The sequence below is a fragment of the Myxosarcina sp. GI1(2024) genome, assembly GCF_053543375.1.
In genome coordinates this window covers 1-17,291 of record NZ_JBKGTY010000014.1, presented here as the reverse complement: position 1 = coordinate 17,291, position 17,291 = coordinate 1, and the positions used below count along the sequence as shown (strand labels likewise).

Here is a 17,291-nt window from a genome sequence, read left to right as displayed (position 1 = left end):
CTTTGACTGGCAAGGGTCAGAAGGAGATGTGGCACGATTTTACACGTATCTCGGCGCGCGCCCATCCCTGGCAGGAAGACAAACCGCAACCAAGTTTGAGAGAGTTGTTGACTGAGAAGTTGGGCGCTCGCTATCTCAAAGGATTTGCTAAACAGATGCCCAAGGTGCCTAAAGATGAAGCGGAAGCCGAGGCTAAAGCCGAGTCTGAAGCCAGACAACGGCAGAAAATGAACTACAAGACTCATATCAATCGAATGTCTCTGGCTGAGATTAACGAGTATCTTTCTGACCCCATATTGAGAAAGCAGCTTACTCCTCAATTAATGCAGAGTGACTACGAACTGATAACTAACGAGTTAGGGCAGATTGTAGCCGTCGAACCACCACCAAAACTCAAGGAGTAGAACATGAATACTCCTAACGAGAAACAGTCTAAAGAAATTAAGGAAAATGAATGCTCAGACACTTGGATCTCTTTTCAGGAATCGGAGGATTTACTCTCGCAGCCAAGCAACTCGGAGGAATACGAACAACTCAGTTTGTGGAAATCGACCCCAACGCTCAAACAGTCTTGCGAGCGCACTTCCCAAACATTCCAATCCACTCCGATATCAGAGACTACCAGCCAGAACCAGGAAAGTTTGACCTCATCACAATGGGATTCCCCTGCACGGGAACGAGTAACGCAGGAAGTAGAACGGGACTGTCTCATCCAGCTTCATCTCTTTGGCGAGAAGGACTTAGATGCCTTATTGAAGCTCAACCCCGCTTCTGTATTATCGAACAGCCTGAAGGAGTTATCAGACGAGGACTTCGAGCTATTCTTGGCGGACTCAGCTTGGCAGGATATTCAACGGAAATTGAGTATGTCTCGGCAGCAGAGCTTGGAGCGGGTCATCAGAGACTCAGACTGTTTATCGTTTCCTACCCTGACGAGCAACGTATCCTCTACCAGCAGACCCGCTGGTCAAACCAAATGCGAGAAATGGTTCAAAGACAACGGGTTAATTCCCAATGGTTCACAGTTAGGAACACAGGCGATCGCCTTAACAATGGGCTTTCCGTCGAGTTGGTTCGAGGATCTAAGTCAACCAAACTCCAACCAGACGAATACACTGAGCCAAGCAACACCCCAGGCAGAATCAGAGCAAGATACCTGGCAGGAAGAACCGTTACACCAGGACAAGCAGCGATCGCTCTCCGTCGAGTCCTCTTCCTCTCAGAAATTACTGGGGGGTGAAGATAATTCCCCCCTATCTACAGAAAGTAGTTCATCAGTTAGTCAAAAGATTTCCATTCCCTGTCTAGTTAAGCAACCAAAGCAAATCGAAGTTAAAGGGGTAATCAAACAAGATAAGGGCGATCGCTTTGTTGTAGATGTAGATGGTGAAGAGATTTATGTCTCTAAGCTGTTTGTCTATCCTGACTTTAGTAAAAGTGTCGGACAGATCGAGAAAAGCCCTAGCAAAAATTTCTCCCCTAGTACAAAGAGTCAAATTCAGACGCAGCGACAGAAAGGAGAAGGAAGTGGCTCTATTTATTACCGTACCGTTATCAGAAATGGTAAGGAGTATCAACAGGCTTACTATCACTTCAAGCAGGGTGGCAAAAAACGAACCAAGTACATACCCAAAAAATTGCTAGGTATTATTCAATCCGCAGAAACCCAAAAGAGTTCTGTTGCTCATATTCTGAGTTTACTAGGGGAGAAACAGATAAGCCCTAGCAATAATTCTGATACTTCTGACAAGCAAGACGAGATTAATGATGAGGTTATAGACACCTACACCATAAACCCTAGCAAGGCTGAAACCAAGAGTAAAAGTTGTCAGCTAGAGAAGGAAACTGCGGATTTACTAGGGGAGAAGGATATAAACCCTAGCAATAATTCCGACACTTTTTCTAATGAAGAAATTATTGCCAATGAAGAAGTGAGGGAAACTTACCCTATAAGCCCTAGCAAAATCGAATCCCCTAGTAAAAGTCAACGCAAAAGGGGTGAGGGAAGTGGTTCAATTCACTGTAAACCGATTAAACGCAGTGGCAAGGAGTACAAACAATACTGGTATCACTATGAGGAGTGGCAGGAGGGCGATCGCCTGACTAAAAAGTCACGTTATATCCCTAAGCGGTTGGTGGCAAGGGTGGAAAAGATGGAAGCGGAGAAAGTATCTGTGAGAGAAATACTAGGGGTCTTGGGGGTTGAGAGGTAGGGCGGATCGCCGCTTTAAATCAAAAGATGACCATTACTTTCTAATCAGGGACATTCGCACCCAAGAGGCTGTGGACTTCTAACAATCTCATCTGTATCATAAAATTGAGCTTCCAACCCAGCATAAAGTTCTGCTAAGATGTCTGGGTCAGCGTTGGGTGTTCTAGAGAGAATAAAAACATTACTCCGATTGGGATCGCTTACTACAGCATAACTGTAATCGCTTTGGGGGTTTTCCTCGACGAGATCGATAATCCAATAATCTCCAGGGAATGGTACCCCCTCGAAATTAACTTCTAGCTTGGCATTGGTTTCAGGCTCAACTACTTCAGCTACTCCTTCTATGGTCGTTCGTGGTCCTCGAGCTAAAAATCTGTTACAGGCATTAAAGACACTAATACTGGTATCCGATAACAATTCGTAAGTTGCTGTCGTACAGTTACAGCCGAATGCAAACAGATTTCTAGTTTTGGCTACCTCGTACCATAAGCCGTCGTAACGCTCGAGATCGACAAAGTCAACTGTTTGGACTGGCGGTAGCATCTCCTGGTTTTCCTGAAAATTTCTTCGCTCATTTAGTGGAGAAGTTACCATTGTCTGAGTGCTGGATAAATCTTCAGCAGAAAAACTAGTATTCTTGCCGTTAGTAAGAATAGGTTCGGTTTCTTCAGCTTCTGGCCAACTCAACTCTTCATTTAGATCGGGTTCAGCAATTATCAGATTCTCGATTTCTTTAGTCAGAGGAGTATCAAACAAATTGGTTAAACAAGACCAAGGTAATGAGTCATTCATGGGGATAGAGCGCAGATTAGACGTAAAGAATTTGGCAATTTACAATTACAAGGTAAATATAAGGTTTCAGCTTACGAAAGAATAAGGTTTTGAGTCTCTGTCAAACTCAGCTTAACTAAAATTTTACGCTTGTTTCTCTAAACCAAATCATCTAATAATTTTTTCTCCAACCTCGTAGATCTCTGCTGCTGTTTGACTTGCTTCACAGCTATGGCAATAGCTTTCTCGGAGCCCACAATCAACGCTAGCTTTTTTAATTCTTTGAGAGGAAATGAGAGTTAAAATAAGGTTAAGTCACCTCATTTTATTGCTTGTAAGCAAGGAGGGAGCGATGAAAACTCAAAGTAATTCTAATCCCAATATTCCTCACTACGATCCGCATATTGTCCCATCCGAATCAGTAGCCAGGGCTAAGAGAGAAGGTAAGCATTTCGGTCACGTTGACCATGACGCTTCTGCTGATAAAGAACACATTCACAACCGAGATGGTTACACTATCGACCAAGAAGGGCTGATTAATAACTATGCAGTTGAAACAGAAGCCTACATTTCTGAACCTGGAGATTTGAGACAAAAAGAGCTCGAACTTAAGGCTCAACGTCGTCATGAACGTCAAGAGTTATCAGAAGATGAAGAAGGTAAATTAACTATGGAACACGACTGGCGACACAAAGGACCTGGATTAATTTAGTAATCTGGTAATAGTACGGCAGCAATAATCTAGTATGACGAGATTGCTCCTAATTATTATTCTTTAATCTTTCTTTTAATCTCGTATACCTGAGTTGCTGCTTGACTTGTTTCACAGCGATCACCACCGCCTTCTCCGAACCGACAATTAACGCCAGCTTCTTGGCTCTAGTCAATCCAGTGTAAAACAAATTACGAGACAGCATAACGTAGTGTTGGGTATAAAGAGGGAGAATAACTACGGGATATTCACTTCCCTGGCTCTTATGAATACTTGTCGCCCAAGCTAAAGTAATTTCATTCAGGTCGGCATAATCATAGTCTACATCCCTGCCATCAAAATCAATCGTGACTTCTTTCTCGGTTTTATCAATTGCCCTGACTATTCCCAAATCGCCATTGAATACTTCTTTGTTGTAGTCATTCTTTAACTGCATCACGCGATCGCCGACTCTTAAAATACTATCGCCCCTGACTAATTCATCTTTACCTTCGGCGGGAGGATTGATTAACTGTTGTAGCACCTTGTTTAAGTTACGAGTCCCCACCAAACCTCTAGTCATGGGACATAACACTTGAACGTCAGTAGCAGCATTAAAACCAGCCTTGGGAATGTAGTGCTCGATTAAGTCGCAGATAGTCTGTACCCCATGTTCTGGTTCTGTGCCTCCAGAGTGCCAGAGACAGTCAGCAGTAGCTTTCATCGAGACTGGTTCTAATCTGGGTATGCGACCGTTGTTAATTTGGTGGGCGGTACGAACGATCGCACTCTCAGCAGCCTGTCTAAATACCTGAGTTAGACGGACGACGGGGATTTGTTGGGAGGCGATTAAATCTCTGAGGACATTACCGGGACCAACTGATGGTAACTGGTCGATATCTCCAACCATAAGTAGCAAAGCATCTTTAGGTATGGCTTTAAGCAGCGAATGAGCCATAAACAGATCGACCATACTGCATTCATCGACTACGATCGCATCGCAGTCTAAAGGATTATCGGCATCGCGTTTGAAACCCATGATACTGGGGTCGAATTCTAACAGGCGGTGTAGGGTTTTAGCTTCAATTCCCGTCATCTCACTTAACCTTTTAGCTGCCCTACCAGTGGGCGCACCTGCTGCAATCTTCTTACCCATTGCTTTCCAGAGCTTGACAATGGTATTGACTGAAAAGGTTTTACCAGTGCCAGGTCCTCCAGTCAGAATCAGCACCTTTTCTCTGGCTGCCTTTGCTACAGCTTGGTATTGTTGGGACGATAAGATAATGTTACGAGATTTGGTAAAGCGATCGATCCAGCTTCTAACTCTGTCGCTATCTACATCAGGTTTAGTTTCTAGTTTCTGTCTCAACAGTTTGGCTAGATGCTGTTCGGAGTGGTAGAAACTGGGTTTGTAGTAAAGAGTTTCTTCGTCTATTTCTCTAATTAGCTGTTCTTCTGCGACCATCTCTGAGAGGATAAGTGCGATCGCTTGTTCCTCTGCCTGATGTTCGTCTGTGGTCAGTAACTCTTTAGTGAAGGGAATAATCTGACTTTCTGGTAGATAACAATGTCCGTCTTCACTGGCTTTACTCAGAACGTGGAGAACACCAGCCCGATAGCGAAACTTCGACCAGGGCGATACTCCTACTTTTACGGCAATGCGATCGGCGGTAAGAAAACCAATGCCGAAGATATCAATTGCTAGCTGATAGGGATTAGTAGTTACAGTCGCGATCGCAGACTCGCCATACTGTTTATAAATCTTGACAGCATAAGTAGTAGACACCCCATGACTGGAAAGAAAAATCATCACCTCTTTAATCGATTTTTGTTCTGCCCAGGTACTTTGAATCATGGCGATGCGTTTCTTGGCAATCCCTGGAACTTCCGATAGGCGGTAAATCTGATTCTCGATGATGTCTAAAGTTTCTAAACCAAAGTGTTTGACAATTCTCTTAGCTGTTACGGGTCCGACTCCCTTAATCAAACCGCTACCCAAATACTTTTCAATCCCAGTTAGCGTAGCTGGTTTGGTTTCTTTATACTTGACTACCTGAAACTGCGAACCATATTGAGGGTGTTCCTTCCAAGTTCCCTGTATTTGTAGCGTCTGTCCTGCCTGAATGTTGGCAAAGCTGCCGACGATGGTTATTAGTTGGTTGACATTACCCGTATTCAGTCTTGCTACGGTATAGCCCGACTCTTCCGAGTGAAAAGTGATTCTCTCAATTACTCCAGTCAGTGTCGATAGCTGTGTTGTCGCAATTGATGAGGTCATGAAACAAATGTTCTGCTGTTTGGATTAATAGTTTACCAATGTTCCCCAATATTAAAAGATAAATAATATATAGCAATATGTGGCGATCGCATGAATCAAACCTGGTTGGGAATCGACCCCGGATTGGCGACAGTAGGTTGGGCATTTTTGTCAGAAATTTCAGCCCAAGATATACGCTTACTAGACCTAAATAGAAGGTTTGTGCGATATAGTGCAGCCTGTCGCTAAAACCCTTGCTATACAATCAATACAGCAATTGGATTTGTTGATTTTAGCGATCGCAAAAACATAAGTTACACAAATGTTTTTGCACACCGCATATATTGAAAAAACTTTGCCTAAAATGGAGGTTGGGGTATATCAAAATACCTATAGCAAAGCATTGTAACTCCGTCTTGAATTTTTAAAACATTGCCTAAAAGGACTCAAACTAGGCAATGTTTACATAAGCAATTTTGATAAAAAAAGGGCTGAAATGGAGTTGACAAGTGTGACATTATTTCACTCTGCACTTGGTTGCAGCAACCTTCTATTTCCGCCAAAAAGGAAGAAAAAAGCCCGAATATTATATCCTAGTCGTCAATGTTGCTCTTACCTGGCTTAGTCTAACGCTCCTAATTAGCAATCGATTATTTATTTGACGAATGACACATATATAGATAATCAGTTGTATCTACTATATTAGATAGTTTATTTTGATAATCAAGGGAACTAAATGCGGCGTGTTAATAGCGACTGATACTGAGTCGCGAACTTAACAAAAGACCCAATATGAATCAGAGAGAATTAGAACCCAGTGCTTTTGTAATCTATTGTGCATAAATATGTTAAAAACACCTTCATGGGTGCAACATGCTGGCTATCAACGACTCTTTGCACCTAATCAGATGACTCTTGGACTTTTTGCACCTTTGGAAAGTCATCGTGGTATTCCTTCACTAAATCCCCATTACGATCTAATTGAACAAGCAGAGCAGTTGGGATTTGGAGCAATCTGGATACGAGATATACCTCTATATGATTCTAATTTTGGTGACGCAGGGCAAGTATTAGACCCCTGGATCTATCTGGGAGCGATTGCCGCTCGCACTCAGCGCATTACGATCGGAACGGCTGCAATTGTTCTGCCCTTGCGACATCCTTTACATACAGCAAAAGCAGCAGCATCAATAGATCGACTTTCAGAGGGACGTTTAATTTTGGGAGTAGCCACGGGTGATCGTTCAGTTGAATTTCCCATCTTTGGTACAAACTACAATAGTCGCGGTCAAGTATTTCAGTCGGCAGTTAAATCAATGCGCAAAGCATGGAGTAAAGACTATAACTTGTATGGTATCGATACATTACCAAAACCATTACAACAAAACATCCCAATTATTGTTGTAGGACACAGTCAGCAAAGCTTAGAATGGATTGGCACTCATGCAGATGGATGGATGTACTATCCAAAGGGTATACAACAAACTAAATCGATTCTAAATCAATGGCAGGTAGTTAATTCTGAATTTAAACCCTATCTCCAAGGAATGGTGTTAGATCTGGCATTTAATCCAAAAGCATCGCCTCAGCCAATTCACTTGGGCTACACTGTTGGCCGCAATTGGTTATTAAATTATCTCTATGAAATGAAAGCCTCTGGCGTTAACCATTTTACTTTTGGATTTCTAAACGCACAACGTCCAGTTGATGAAGTTATACAAGAACTCGCCGAAGAAATCTTACCTCATTTTCCATCTATTAACTAACAGGGTAAATCTAAATTTATTCGCTAAACAATAATAAAATAGAAATTTATTGATGAATAATATTTAAATTTTTGAAGTAACTGATTTTTTTTGCTTTTATTTATTGGATTAAAAGTGTTAGTTATTCAGCTCTACATGACTCTTTCAATAATCATCTTTACTTAAACTTTTTATAGCAGTATTTTGTCATTCCTTTGGTCTAACCATATACTTTTTTTTTAAAAAAAAAGTATTAGCTTTTTAAAAAGATAATTAAGAGGATAAGGCTGATGAATAATGAGCGATTGACTATTGAATTAAAACAAGTTCTCGATCATTTCAATTTAAACGATGTTCAAGAAATAGTATTAATCCAATCTTTCTTTGGATATACTTATTCGGAAATAGCATCTAACTATGGTTATAACTCCGATTACATTAAAGAAGTTGGTGCTAATTTGTGGAAGTTTTTTTCTGTAAAATTTCAAATGAGAGTCACCAAGAAAAATCTGAAAATGATATTAAGAAAAAACCATATTAATAACAGGATAATAGCATCTCAATTAGATGAGCTTACCCTGAGATGAATAACCAAGATTTTACTTGGCTAAAAACTATACAAAGCAAAGTTTTTAGATACTATTTTCTTGAATTCTTCCCAGAAAATAGTATTTTAAAATACCCACTTTTTCTTACTGACTTAATTAGCTCTATGAGCGTATATTGATGAAGAAACAAATGCGAAATTAAACCAGAAAAATCGATATGGATTTGTTACTTGAAGGAAAGAGAGTATTGGTAACTGGAAGCAGCCGAGGTATTGGAGAAGGTATCGCAAAAGCATTGGCGCAAGAGGGAGCCGTTGTCATTGTCCATGGTCGTAATGAGCAAGATGCCAAACGAGTAGCTGATGACATCATGGAAAATGGCGGTAAAGCTTTCGTTGTCACAGGCGATCTCAATACCGACGAATCGGTGGAGAAAATTGTAGAAGCTGCTATAACTCTACTTGGAGGTATTGATATTTTAGTCAATAACGCTGGTACCTACTCAGCTCGTAGTTGGAGCGATACAACACCCGATCAGTGGGCAGATATTTACAACACAAATGTTATATCTATTGTGCGTATGGTTCAGTTTTGCATGCCACAAATGAAGGAACAGGGTTGGGGAAGAATAATCATGCTTGGAAGTGCATTTGGACAGTATCCAGGTCAAATAGTTGCAGATTACTCATCAACAAAGGGTGCTACCGTCACTTTAGGAGTAAGCCTAGCCAAAGAACTTGCGAATACTGGAATTACCGTTAATACAGTTAGTCCTGGACCGATTATCACAAATAACTTTGATAAGCTAGCTTTGGGAATTGCTAAAATGTCTGGAATGGAAACAACTGATTTGAATGACATTAAGCAGGGTTTTTTAGAAGGGCCGATGCAGAATCCTGCTGGTCGGTTAGGCAAAGTCGAGGATGTTGCTAACTTAGTTACCTTTGTTGCTAGCCCGTTGGCAGGATTTATTAATGGCTCAAACTTACGTGTAGATGGCGGTTACGTGCCAACAGTTAACTAAGCTGGCAAATTTACAGAAACTTACGCACGCTCAAAATTCCTGATGATAGGAATCGTAAGGCTCTTTCTGATTTGACTAAGTAATACTCTCCAAATAATTAGCTCAAGCTAATCAGGGGGAGAGCCGAGATATGGCCGAAATAGTGCAAGATAGGTGTTAAAGCTATACACAACCAAGGTTTCAGAAATTAGGAGTTTTTGGGATTTTAGCGATCGCCAACAACGGAATAATGGGCTTTTCAGGCTTCAATATTGGCAAAAAATAATTTGTTAAATTTGTCTATTTCCAAAAACATTGCCGAAAATAAACGTTGAGCAGATTTATTTCTTAAAGCTAAAACCATTGATAAATGGTGCTTTTGAGGTGAAAACTTTGCCGAGAATAATATATTTTAGGCAATGTTTGAGAGGTCAAATATCAACCTTTTTAGACGACTGATTTTGAAAGCTATGTACAGCAAAGGTTAGAAGGCTATCTTGCACTATTTTACACGTATCTCGGCGCGCGCCCAATCACTTATCATCTCGAAATTGAAACTTTGATGTTAATTCATTCTGATGGGTAGTCGCTCCAATTTTTCTATCTGAAACGCATTCAGGAATAACCTTTACAACCATATTTTCCTGATTATAGCAAAGCTATATCTCCCTCAAAATTTTTGCATTCCAAATTTGCAGTTTAAGTAAGGATTTCTATGTTTATCAACGACACAAACAAGGCAGCAGCAATTAGTTCAACTGTAAATTCTTTATCTTTAGCTATTCCCAATCGTGAAAATTGGGAGACTGGATTTAACTCTTTGTGTGAGTTTTTATCGGATAAGCTCAAACGAGTCGTTAAGTTAATTGTTGTCTCGGATTTCAAGGAAGTACAAAAATTAGTCCAGCAACGTAAGGCAGACTTTGGCATTTTTACGTCTACTAGTTACGTAAAAACTAAAGATTTATACAATGGACTCAAATATATAGCTACAGGGCAAACGATCGAAGGTGGAAATTCTCGTTCTTACTACCCAGGACTTTTCATTGTAAACCGTAATAATCAGTATAAATCCCTTGCTGATTTAAGAGGAAAACCATTTGCTTTTGTCAGTTCATCTTCATCTTCGGGTTATAAATATCCAGTTGCCTTTCTTAAATCTCATGGTATAGATGCCAAAAACTATTTTGGTAATCTCATGTTTATGGGAGATCATTCATACGTTACAGATGCTGTTGCTACAGGAATAGCGGCTGGAGGAGTAACATGGGACGTTAGTTTATCTAAAGCGACAGAAAAACATGGCGAAGTATTTCAAACTATCGGAAAGTATGGTCCAGTAGTAAATCACGCCTTTGCTGTTGGTGAATGGATTGACGAACCTCTATGTAAAATTTTGGCTGATTCACTGACCACACTCCCAGATGAAGTTGTTAATACTTTTGGGTTTCCATATTCTGGATTTGAAATACTTTCCGACTCTGCCTATGATATGGCGAGAAAAGTAGACGAGATTGAACAGATTTCTTCTTTTAAAGGGCATTCTCTTCAGAGAACTCTTACCCTTGAAGAATTTCGTAGTGAATTATTATCTAGAATCTTAGATGAATTGAAAGCTCTACACTTGCTTGAAGAAAACAAGTCAAATAATAAATTTATCAAGCGAGAAATAACTCCAATTTTCAGTTGTTTTACAAATTCTGAACTTGTAAATCTTATTCGGCAGCAACTCAACAAAATGGTGAGTAATTTTCCCAACTTGAATAAATTAGCTGTCTCTATTCAGCAACCTTTAGAAGTTATTTTGGCTGAAAACAGTCATAGTAATCAAGTATTAAATGCATTTCAATCTATTTGGAAAATTTTTGATGAATGGCGAGGTGTTTCTCCTCGGGAAGAAACGGAAGAATTTAATATTATTGCAGAGCAAGATCGAATTGTTTGCAATGTTAAATCTGATTTACTCCACCAAAAATCTCATTTAAATGAAGCTCTTACTGAACACCTCGAAAACATAAACTTTATTACACTTGTAACTTCTCTAAATGAACGATTGCGAGAAAAAGGATTAAGACCAACACCTAAAGAGCAAGCGAATATTCATGCTGCATATTTGATGCTCCACAAGGGAGCTACTGTTCGCGCACCATACGAGTCTCTCGGTATCTCAGGATTTAGAAAAATACACACACTACTATTCAACACTAATCCAGGAGTAGGACATATTTCGGTAACCTGTAAGGATTTTCGATTGATGAAAGGAGCACCTGTACATGTTGAGCATATAGACCGTGACAAAGAATTTGATAAAGAGAAAATTGAACCTTATCGTATGCCTGCAATATCTAACGCAGCAAACGTCCGTCTTCATGTAGGTTCTCATACGCCTTGCACTTGTTATATTGGTCGACCTGTCTTCGAGAATGGTATTTTTGAGCTAGATCTACTCAAGACCGTTCATATGATTGCTAGTGCATGCACCGCCATGTTTATGAATGGTTTTGCGGATTGTAAAATCGCGATGGAACGAATGACGGTTACAGAAGCAATTAAATTTATGCGATGCGTAGTTGGTAATGTTATTCGAGACAGTAATACCCAATACCTATCAGCAGCATTCAACATTAATACACCTATAGTCGATGACAGACCCGAAACTGTTGAGTGTTACGGAGCTCCTGTCATGCTTCGTAATAGGATGGACATAGCACGAATTGCAATTGAGATAGCAGAAAAAGGCAGATTTGAAAGGGTTACATGGGATGGAGCTTCAAGTGATGTGCCAAGTATACCTATAATCAAACAGTTTTCGCACGAACAATTGACTATGTTAGTACATGAAGCACACAAAAAAGGCCTTCAGACTTATATATCGGCAGGTTTAAAGCCTGTTAATATGCATGATGCTGTAATTGCTGGTATAGATGGAGTTGGAATGGGTACTAGTCTTCACTACATCGATCCTGAAACGAAGCTCATGGGTGCTTTAAAACCAGAGGCTATTATAGAAGCACTCCGCATTCGTGATGAAGCGGAAGCTTCCATTGAAGGAAAAGCCGCTATTCTACTGGCAAGACTCGATCGCTTATTCTTCGAGGGTTCTCTGCAAGAGGAAGATGATTCATGTCGACTAAGCTTATATGAAGCGGTTATGGCTCGCAATGTCCAGCAAGTTGCAAGAATTATTGATAAGCTTCAGCACATAATGAATATGCCCGCCAGATGACACCTAATCATAGAGATGATCTTGAGCTTATTGAATTATATTTCTGTCAATATCTCAAAGTTATGTGTGAGAAATATCCAACAAAACATCAAAATTCCTGCAATTAGAAAACAAAAATATCCTTGGTGGGTAGAAGTCAAAACAATTAATCCTTTCTGTGCTTACTATTTTGGTCCGTTTGAAACGATGAAAGAAGCCCGACTTAATCAAGACGGTTATATTGAGGATTTAGTTGAAGAAAAAGCTTATGGAATTTCCGTCGAATTGAAGCACTGTCTACCAAATAATCTGACTGTTTTTACCGAATAGCGGTCAATAATTTTCTGATTAAAATGTCTTTTTCATTCGCTAACTCCAAACAAATTTTACTTACGGGGGTTGAGTAGCAAACATGCATAAAACCCCGCCAAGGCTGTAATCGTTTCATAGTAAAGGTTAAAACATCACATAGATGTGACACTTCAAAAAATAAATTGCGTCTAATTCCAACTCAACATCATAGCATCGAGAAAAATTATGTCTAATTCCAACTCCAACCCAGAAATTTCAGGTTTTACAGGAGCGACTTTCAAAACGCCTCCCGATACTGATTTTATTATACCTGGCGCATTAAATACGAATAATGATTCTGACTTGGACATTGCTAGTACATCAGAATTGGAGTCGTTCACAACTAAGTTTGGTACTGTAGATAACATTGCAGGAGCAACCTCCATAGAAAATATTCTTACTGATAATACCGAATTCGGCTCTGGAGAAAATGAACCGCCTGAAGTTGACTCACTCCGCAATTACTGGGGCTTAGAGGGAAATGAAGTTGACGGTGGGAATAGTTTACTGGGTCTTGATGTATCAACAGGCCTCGATAATGCAATCAGTGTAGACGCTTTTTTTGGTAATACTCTCGATCAATCTGGTGCACCTGGAATCGACAATGATATCTTTATCACAGATCTTCTCGGTGACGATTCTGTTGTAGTCTTTCCACTTGATGAAGAAGGAAACAAAATTGGTGATTTTAAGCTTGAGATAAATACAGGACAAGATAATACTTTCTTCGATGAACAGGGTAACTTTGTTCCACAAATTAATGACTCTGGCGACTGGGGCGATACTAGTATAGATCTTACAGCATCTATTGATTTCACCTCTGGCAATATATTCGACGATGTCAGTTTAGCAGGTGTGGCTTTCGATGTTTCTGACTTTCAAGGTAGTGGACAACTTACTGATGTTGCTGGAATACGCATTCAAGGAACATCAGTAAATAGTAATACTGGTAGTGTCGATCTTGGTGTTATTGGATACAATACTTCTGCTGTTTCTCAATGCCAAGTTACAACAGAAATGATTGCAAGTGATCTTAATCAACCACTAATAAATAGTAACATTGGCAGCTTTGACAATTTTTCGTTTACAGAAAACCAGAGCGACTTTGTATAAGTCTGAATAGAGGCTCTTGACTTTAACGAGCCGCACGATTTGTATTATAGTCATTCCAAATAGAAAACGTATAAAACAATAAGATTCAGAGCCAAAAATATGTTGTTATCATAATCTAAAGCATTGATTTAAGCAGCTTCGCTAGTTTTTTCTTCATATGTTGCTACAAACTAAGGAGATTATTTGCCGTAACCAAAGATGAGCACAATCTTTATCATTTTTTGCGTGCCAAAGCATGTTAACAGAAAAGCCTTCTGCCTTAAAAGGAAGAGAGAAAAGACGCAAATCTAAATCGACAGCAAATCTTGTTGCTATCTTAGCAGCCATAGTAGCAACAAGATCTGTTTTGGCAATAACTAAAGGAGCAATTAGAAAATGAGGCACGGAAAGTACTACATTACGTTCAAGCTTTTGAACTGCTAAAATTAGATCCACCGAACCGCTCATATCTTCATCTGTAGGGGAAACTAATAAATGCTGGACAGCTAAATAGTTTTTAATAGTAATGTTCTCACCCAGATATCGATGTTCTTGACGGCATACGCCTACATATTCTTCATGAAATAAATGTTGCTGCTTATGCCAAGGAGAAGGAGCGGAAAATAAACCAACTGCGATGTCAATCTCACCAGTATCAATTGCCATTGCTGCTTTTCGGTCGTTGAACGAACGAACTCTAATTTTGACTTTAGGGGCAACTGAAGCTAATCGTTGCATTAGTGGAGGCAGAAGGATAAATTCTACATAGTCAGCCATCCCAATGACAAATAATTTCTCCGAAGTTTCTGGAACAAAAGCATCTTCTCGCTCTAAAGTAAGTTGAATTTGCTGAAGTATTTGCTTAATGGAAGGAGCTAGAACGAACCCTTTGGCAGTCGGTTCCATTCCCTTTGCCGTTCGCACAAACAATTGATCGTCAAATAAATGTCGCAGTCGCGAGAGAGCACTACTTGTAGCAGGTTGACTTAATCCTAATTTCTCACTCGCTCGAGTCACATGCCGTTCAGACATCAGCGCATCAAATACTACCAGTAAATTCAAATCTACTCCAGCCAAATTTATATGGTGAATAGTCTTCATACAGATAATCTATTGGACAAATAGTAGAAGTTAATTAACTATACACTAAGAAGATATTTGAAAATTCTTACTAACTAAATTTTAGCGAGTAGAACTCAACAAAATAATCAGAGTTTCCAACTTGCTATCTACGATGAAAATTTACTTTTGAGTAACAAAAATTATTTTTCAGATGCCCTCTAAGAACTACATCTAGTAAATAACTATGCAAGCATTTGTGATTAAACAATTTGGTGAACCCAGTATCTTTGAAAAAATCGATTTACCTCAGCCAGAGGTGACTTTCGGTCACGTTTTAATCCGCGTCATGGCAACTAGTGTTAATCCAGTAGACTATAAGATTCGTGGTGGCATAGTCCCAGATATTGCTCCTGACTTTCCTGCTGTTTTACACGGAGATGTGGCTGGTTTAATTGAAGCTGTAGGAGAAGGTGTGACCAACTTTAAACCAGGAGACAAAGTATATGCCTGCGCTGGAGGAGTGAAGGGAATAAGAGGCTCATTAGCCGAATATATGCTTGCTGATGCTAAACTTGTTGCCCATAAACCCCAATCTATAACTTGGAGAGAAGCGGCAGCCTTACCACTCGTATCTATTACTGCTTGGTTAGGACTGATCGACCGCGCTCGGATTCAGCCTGGGCAGAAAGTTCTTATTTATGGAGGAACTGGTGGCGTAGGTCATATTGGTGTTCAATTAGCAAAATGGGCGGGCGCAACAGTATATACTACTGTTTCTAGCGAAGAAAAAGCAGCTATCGCTCATCAACTCGGTGCGGATTACGTTATCAACTATCGTCAACAGTCAGTAGAAAATTATGTGACAGAACATACAAACGGTCAAGGATTTGATGTGGTTTTCGATACTATTGGTGACGATCACTTGCAAACAGCATTCCAAGCAGCAGCTTTAAATGGAACTGTAATTTCTACCGTTTCTCTTTCTCAACAAGACTTGACACTTCTCCATGTTAAAGGATTAACTTTACATTTAGTCTTTATGTTGATTCCCATGCTACACAATATCGGTCGAGAGCATCACGCAGAGATTTTGTTTAAATTAGCCCAGCTGGTAGATCAGTCAAAAATAAGACCGTTTTTAGACAAAAGCTCATTCAGCTTTGCTGAAGTAGCAGCAGCACATCAACGCGCAGAATCTGGTCAAGCGATAGGTAAAGTTGTTTTGGTACGATAGATTTTATTTTTGCTCGTTTTTGGTTCGCCATTGGACATCTTTTTGGCAATGTTTGTACTCCTTTTTTTCAAGCTCTGAAACTTTGGCCAGTATTAAGTTTAAAGTCGATATGACAGTAAAATGTGTGAATCGTTGCCATACCCCATACAAACCTCAATGAAATTGGTCGTGGCAATCGTGAAAAACGAATAAATCGGCGTATGAGGAGTAGTAAATGTACAGAAACTTACTCTAAGCCTGAAACTCTCTTTCCCAGATAATAGTACAACTCATGACTCAACTAACAGTAGTTGCCAAAATAAAGGCAAAAGCCACTTCGGGAGATTATATTCATCGGCAACTACAACAACTTGTCCGACTAACTCTCGCTGAAAAAGGATGTATTAATTATGATTTGTATTGTTCAATTGAAGACCCATCTGTATTTTTAATGTACGAGAACTGGGTCAGCAAAAAACTATGGGAGAAACATATGCAGTCTGACCATATCAAAGCATTTCAGAACAATAACGAGAATGCTATCAAAGCTTTTGAGGTCTTTTTACTCATACCATTTGAGAGCGAAAAAAGCGGGAGAAATACATAAGTTACTCTAGAACAATATCTACATAATGTAAAACATTGTTTTTATTTGTGATGACAAATATTTAAGAGAAAATAAGTAAAATCAAGAAGATTTTAGGAAATCTTTACGGCTTAAGAACACATAAGAGGGGTATAATATTATAATAATGTCTCTTTTTCTAGCTTTTCTTCGATCGCTTCTAGCAACCAGACGTGACGAGAAACCTTTACCTTTCTCTGGCTCAGGACTCGATCGATCTCACGAAGTTTGCCCTTAGTCAGTCGAAGCTGAACTCTCGCTACTTCATTATCGTCATCCGAAGTCGGTTTCTTCTTGTTACCAGAGCTGGGGTATAGCCGACATACCCGCAAAACAGGACATGATGTAAAGTTTTGTAAATATTAGACTGACTCAGGAGTAAAACATGGCCCTTGAGTAGCAACCGTGAAGAAAATAACGCTAAGGAATTTTTGGGGAGTTAAGTTAACGAATTTAATAGAGTTTCAGCCCTTCATTTCTTATTAAGATACCAATATCAAAAGTCTGATAGGTAAA

General features: G+C 39.7%; 15 protein-coding genes and 2 pseudogenes. 13 read left to right on the top strand and 4 right to left on the bottom strand.

The window, feature by feature from the left end; translation table 11 throughout:
- The 3 genes and pseudogenes from ACLFKQ_RS28045 to ACLFKQ_RS28035 form a co-directional block, all read left to right on the top strand.
- Positions 1-404: pseudogene (locus ACLFKQ_RS28045) on the top strand (hypothetical protein); the annotation flags it as partial.
- Between the two features lie 50 nt (positions 405-454).
- Positions 455-967: pseudogene (locus tag ACLFKQ_RS28040) on the top strand (DNA cytosine methyltransferase); the annotation flags it as partial.
- An 85-nt stretch (positions 968-1,052) separates the two neighbouring features.
- Positions 1,053-2,213, top strand: a complete 1,161-nt coding sequence (locus tag ACLFKQ_RS28035) for a hypothetical protein (RefSeq protein ID WP_449002929.1) — start codon at positions 1,053-1,055, stop codon at positions 2,211-2,213.
- A 44-nt stretch (positions 2,214-2,257) separates the two neighbouring features.
- Here ACLFKQ_RS28035 and ACLFKQ_RS28030 read toward each other — a convergent pair whose 3' ends face one another.
- The gene (locus tag ACLFKQ_RS28030; RefSeq protein ID WP_449000151.1) at positions 2,258-3,004 is read right to left on the bottom strand and encodes a lipocalin family protein; all 747 of its coding nucleotides are present in this window, start codon (positions 3,002-3,004) and stop codon (positions 2,258-2,260) included.
- 331 nt (positions 3,005-3,335) lie between these two features.
- On the opposite strand from ACLFKQ_RS28030, the gene ACLFKQ_RS28025 reads away from it, so the two are divergent.
- A complete protein-coding gene (locus tag ACLFKQ_RS28025; RefSeq protein WP_449002928.1) occupies positions 3,336-3,695 on the top strand; it encodes a hypothetical protein in 360 nt (119 codons plus the stop codon).
- 49 nt (positions 3,696-3,744) lie between these two features.
- Here ACLFKQ_RS28025 and recD2 read toward each other — a convergent pair whose 3' ends face one another.
- A complete protein-coding gene (gene recD2, locus ACLFKQ_RS28020; protein ID WP_449002927.1) occupies positions 3,745-5,952 on the bottom strand; it encodes an SF1B family DNA helicase RecD2 in 2,208 nt (735 codons plus the stop codon).
- Between the two features lie 90 nt (positions 5,953-6,042).
- Between recD2 and ACLFKQ_RS28015 the strand changes: the two genes are divergently transcribed.
- The 7 genes from ACLFKQ_RS28015 to ACLFKQ_RS27985 all read left to right on the top strand — a co-directional run bounded on the left by ACLFKQ_RS28015 (position 6,043) and on the right by ACLFKQ_RS27985 (position 13,896).
- On the top strand, positions 6,043-6,180 hold the full coding sequence (locus ACLFKQ_RS28015; RefSeq protein WP_449002926.1) for a hypothetical protein: 138 nt from the start codon (positions 6,043-6,045) through the stop codon (positions 6,178-6,180).
- Between the two features lie 596 nt (positions 6,181-6,776).
- Complete coding sequence (locus tag ACLFKQ_RS28010) at positions 6,777-7,697, top strand: LLM class oxidoreductase (protein WP_449002925.1); 921 nt, start codon at positions 6,777-6,779, stop codon at positions 7,695-7,697.
- Positions 7,698-7,966: 269 nt separating this feature from the next.
- Positions 7,967-8,263: a hypothetical protein gene (locus ACLFKQ_RS28005; protein WP_449002924.1), complete on the top strand. Its 297-nt coding sequence runs from the start codon at positions 7,967-7,969 to the stop codon at positions 8,261-8,263.
- A gap of 178 nt (positions 8,264-8,441) precedes the next feature.
- Positions 8,442-9,248, top strand: coding sequence for an SDR family NAD(P)-dependent oxidoreductase (locus ACLFKQ_RS28000; RefSeq protein WP_449002923.1), 807 nt, complete (start codon positions 8,442-8,444; stop codon positions 9,246-9,248).
- Positions 9,249-9,942: 694 nt separating this feature from the next.
- Positions 9,943-12,453 (top strand): PhnD/SsuA/transferrin family substrate-binding protein, encoded by a 2,511-nt coding sequence (locus ACLFKQ_RS27995; RefSeq protein WP_449002922.1) that lies wholly within the window; start codon positions 9,943-9,945, stop codon positions 12,451-12,453.
- A 66-nt stretch (positions 12,454-12,519) separates the two neighbouring features.
- Positions 12,520-12,762: a DUF1816 domain-containing protein gene (locus ACLFKQ_RS27990; RefSeq protein ID WP_449002921.1), complete on the top strand. Its 243-nt coding sequence runs from the start codon at positions 12,520-12,522 to the stop codon at positions 12,760-12,762.
- Between the two features lie 207 nt (positions 12,763-12,969).
- Complete coding sequence (locus ACLFKQ_RS27985) at positions 12,970-13,896, top strand: hypothetical protein (RefSeq protein ID WP_449002920.1); 927 nt, start codon at positions 12,970-12,972, stop codon at positions 13,894-13,896.
- Positions 13,897-14,049: 153 nt separating this feature from the next.
- Here the strand turns inward: ACLFKQ_RS27985 and ACLFKQ_RS27980 are convergent, their stop codons facing one another.
- Positions 14,050-14,976 carry a LysR family transcriptional regulator gene (locus tag ACLFKQ_RS27980; RefSeq protein WP_449002919.1) on the bottom strand — a complete coding sequence of 309 codons (927 nt, stop codon included), beginning with the start codon at positions 14,974-14,976 and terminating at the stop codon, positions 14,050-14,052.
- A gap of 205 nt (positions 14,977-15,181) precedes the next feature.
- On the opposite strand from ACLFKQ_RS27980, the gene ACLFKQ_RS27975 reads away from it, so the two are divergent.
- Together ACLFKQ_RS27975 and ACLFKQ_RS27970 are read left to right on the top strand one after the other, a co-directional pair.
- On the top strand, positions 15,182-16,171 hold the full coding sequence (locus ACLFKQ_RS27975) for a zinc-dependent alcohol dehydrogenase family protein (RefSeq protein ID WP_449002918.1): 990 nt from the start codon (positions 15,182-15,184) through the stop codon (positions 16,169-16,171).
- Positions 16,172-16,442: 271 nt separating this feature from the next.
- Entirely contained in the window at positions 16,443-16,757 is a 315-nt protein-coding gene (locus ACLFKQ_RS27970; protein ID WP_449002917.1) for a putative quinol monooxygenase, read from the top strand.
- Positions 16,758-16,894: 137 nt separating this feature from the next.
- On the opposite strand, the gene ACLFKQ_RS27965 is transcribed toward ACLFKQ_RS27970, so the two are convergent.
- Complete coding sequence (locus ACLFKQ_RS27965) at positions 16,895-17,107, bottom strand: hypothetical protein (protein ID WP_449002916.1); 213 nt, start codon at positions 17,105-17,107, stop codon at positions 16,895-16,897.
- Positions 17,108-17,291 lie beyond the last annotated feature (184 nt).

Coding starts and splice junctions, on each gene's coding strand:
- ACLFKQ_RS28035 (WP_449002929.1), top strand. CDS start 1,053: ATGGGCTTTCCGTCGAGTTGGTTCGAGGATCTAAGTCAACCAAACTCC.
- ACLFKQ_RS28030 (WP_449000151.1), bottom strand. CDS start 3,004: ATGAATGACTCATTACCTTGGTCTTGTTTAACCAATTTGTTTGATACT.
- ACLFKQ_RS28025 (WP_449002928.1), top strand. CDS start 3,336: ATGAAAACTCAAAGTAATTCTAATCCCAATATTCCTCACTACGATCCG.
- recD2 (WP_449002927.1), bottom strand. CDS start 5,952: ATGACCTCATCAATTGCGACAACACAGCTATCGACACTGACTGGAGTA.
- ACLFKQ_RS28015 (WP_449002926.1), top strand. CDS start 6,043: ATGAATCAAACCTGGTTGGGAATCGACCCCGGATTGGCGACAGTAGGT.
- ACLFKQ_RS28010 (WP_449002925.1), top strand. CDS start 6,777: ATGTTAAAAACACCTTCATGGGTGCAACATGCTGGCTATCAACGACTC.
- ACLFKQ_RS28005 (WP_449002924.1), top strand. CDS start 7,967: ATGAATAATGAGCGATTGACTATTGAATTAAAACAAGTTCTCGATCAT.
- ACLFKQ_RS28000 (WP_449002923.1), top strand. CDS start 8,442: ATGGATTTGTTACTTGAAGGAAAGAGAGTATTGGTAACTGGAAGCAGC.
- ACLFKQ_RS27995 (WP_449002922.1), top strand. CDS start 9,943: ATGTTTATCAACGACACAAACAAGGCAGCAGCAATTAGTTCAACTGTA.
- ACLFKQ_RS27985 (WP_449002920.1), top strand. CDS start 12,970: ATGTCTAATTCCAACTCCAACCCAGAAATTTCAGGTTTTACAGGAGCG.
- ACLFKQ_RS27980 (WP_449002919.1), bottom strand. CDS start 14,976: ATGAAGACTATTCACCATATAAATTTGGCTGGAGTAGATTTGAATTTA.
- ACLFKQ_RS27975 (WP_449002918.1), top strand. CDS start 15,182: ATGCAAGCATTTGTGATTAAACAATTTGGTGAACCCAGTATCTTTGAA.
- ACLFKQ_RS27970 (WP_449002917.1), top strand. CDS start 16,443: ATGACTCAACTAACAGTAGTTGCCAAAATAAAGGCAAAAGCCACTTCG.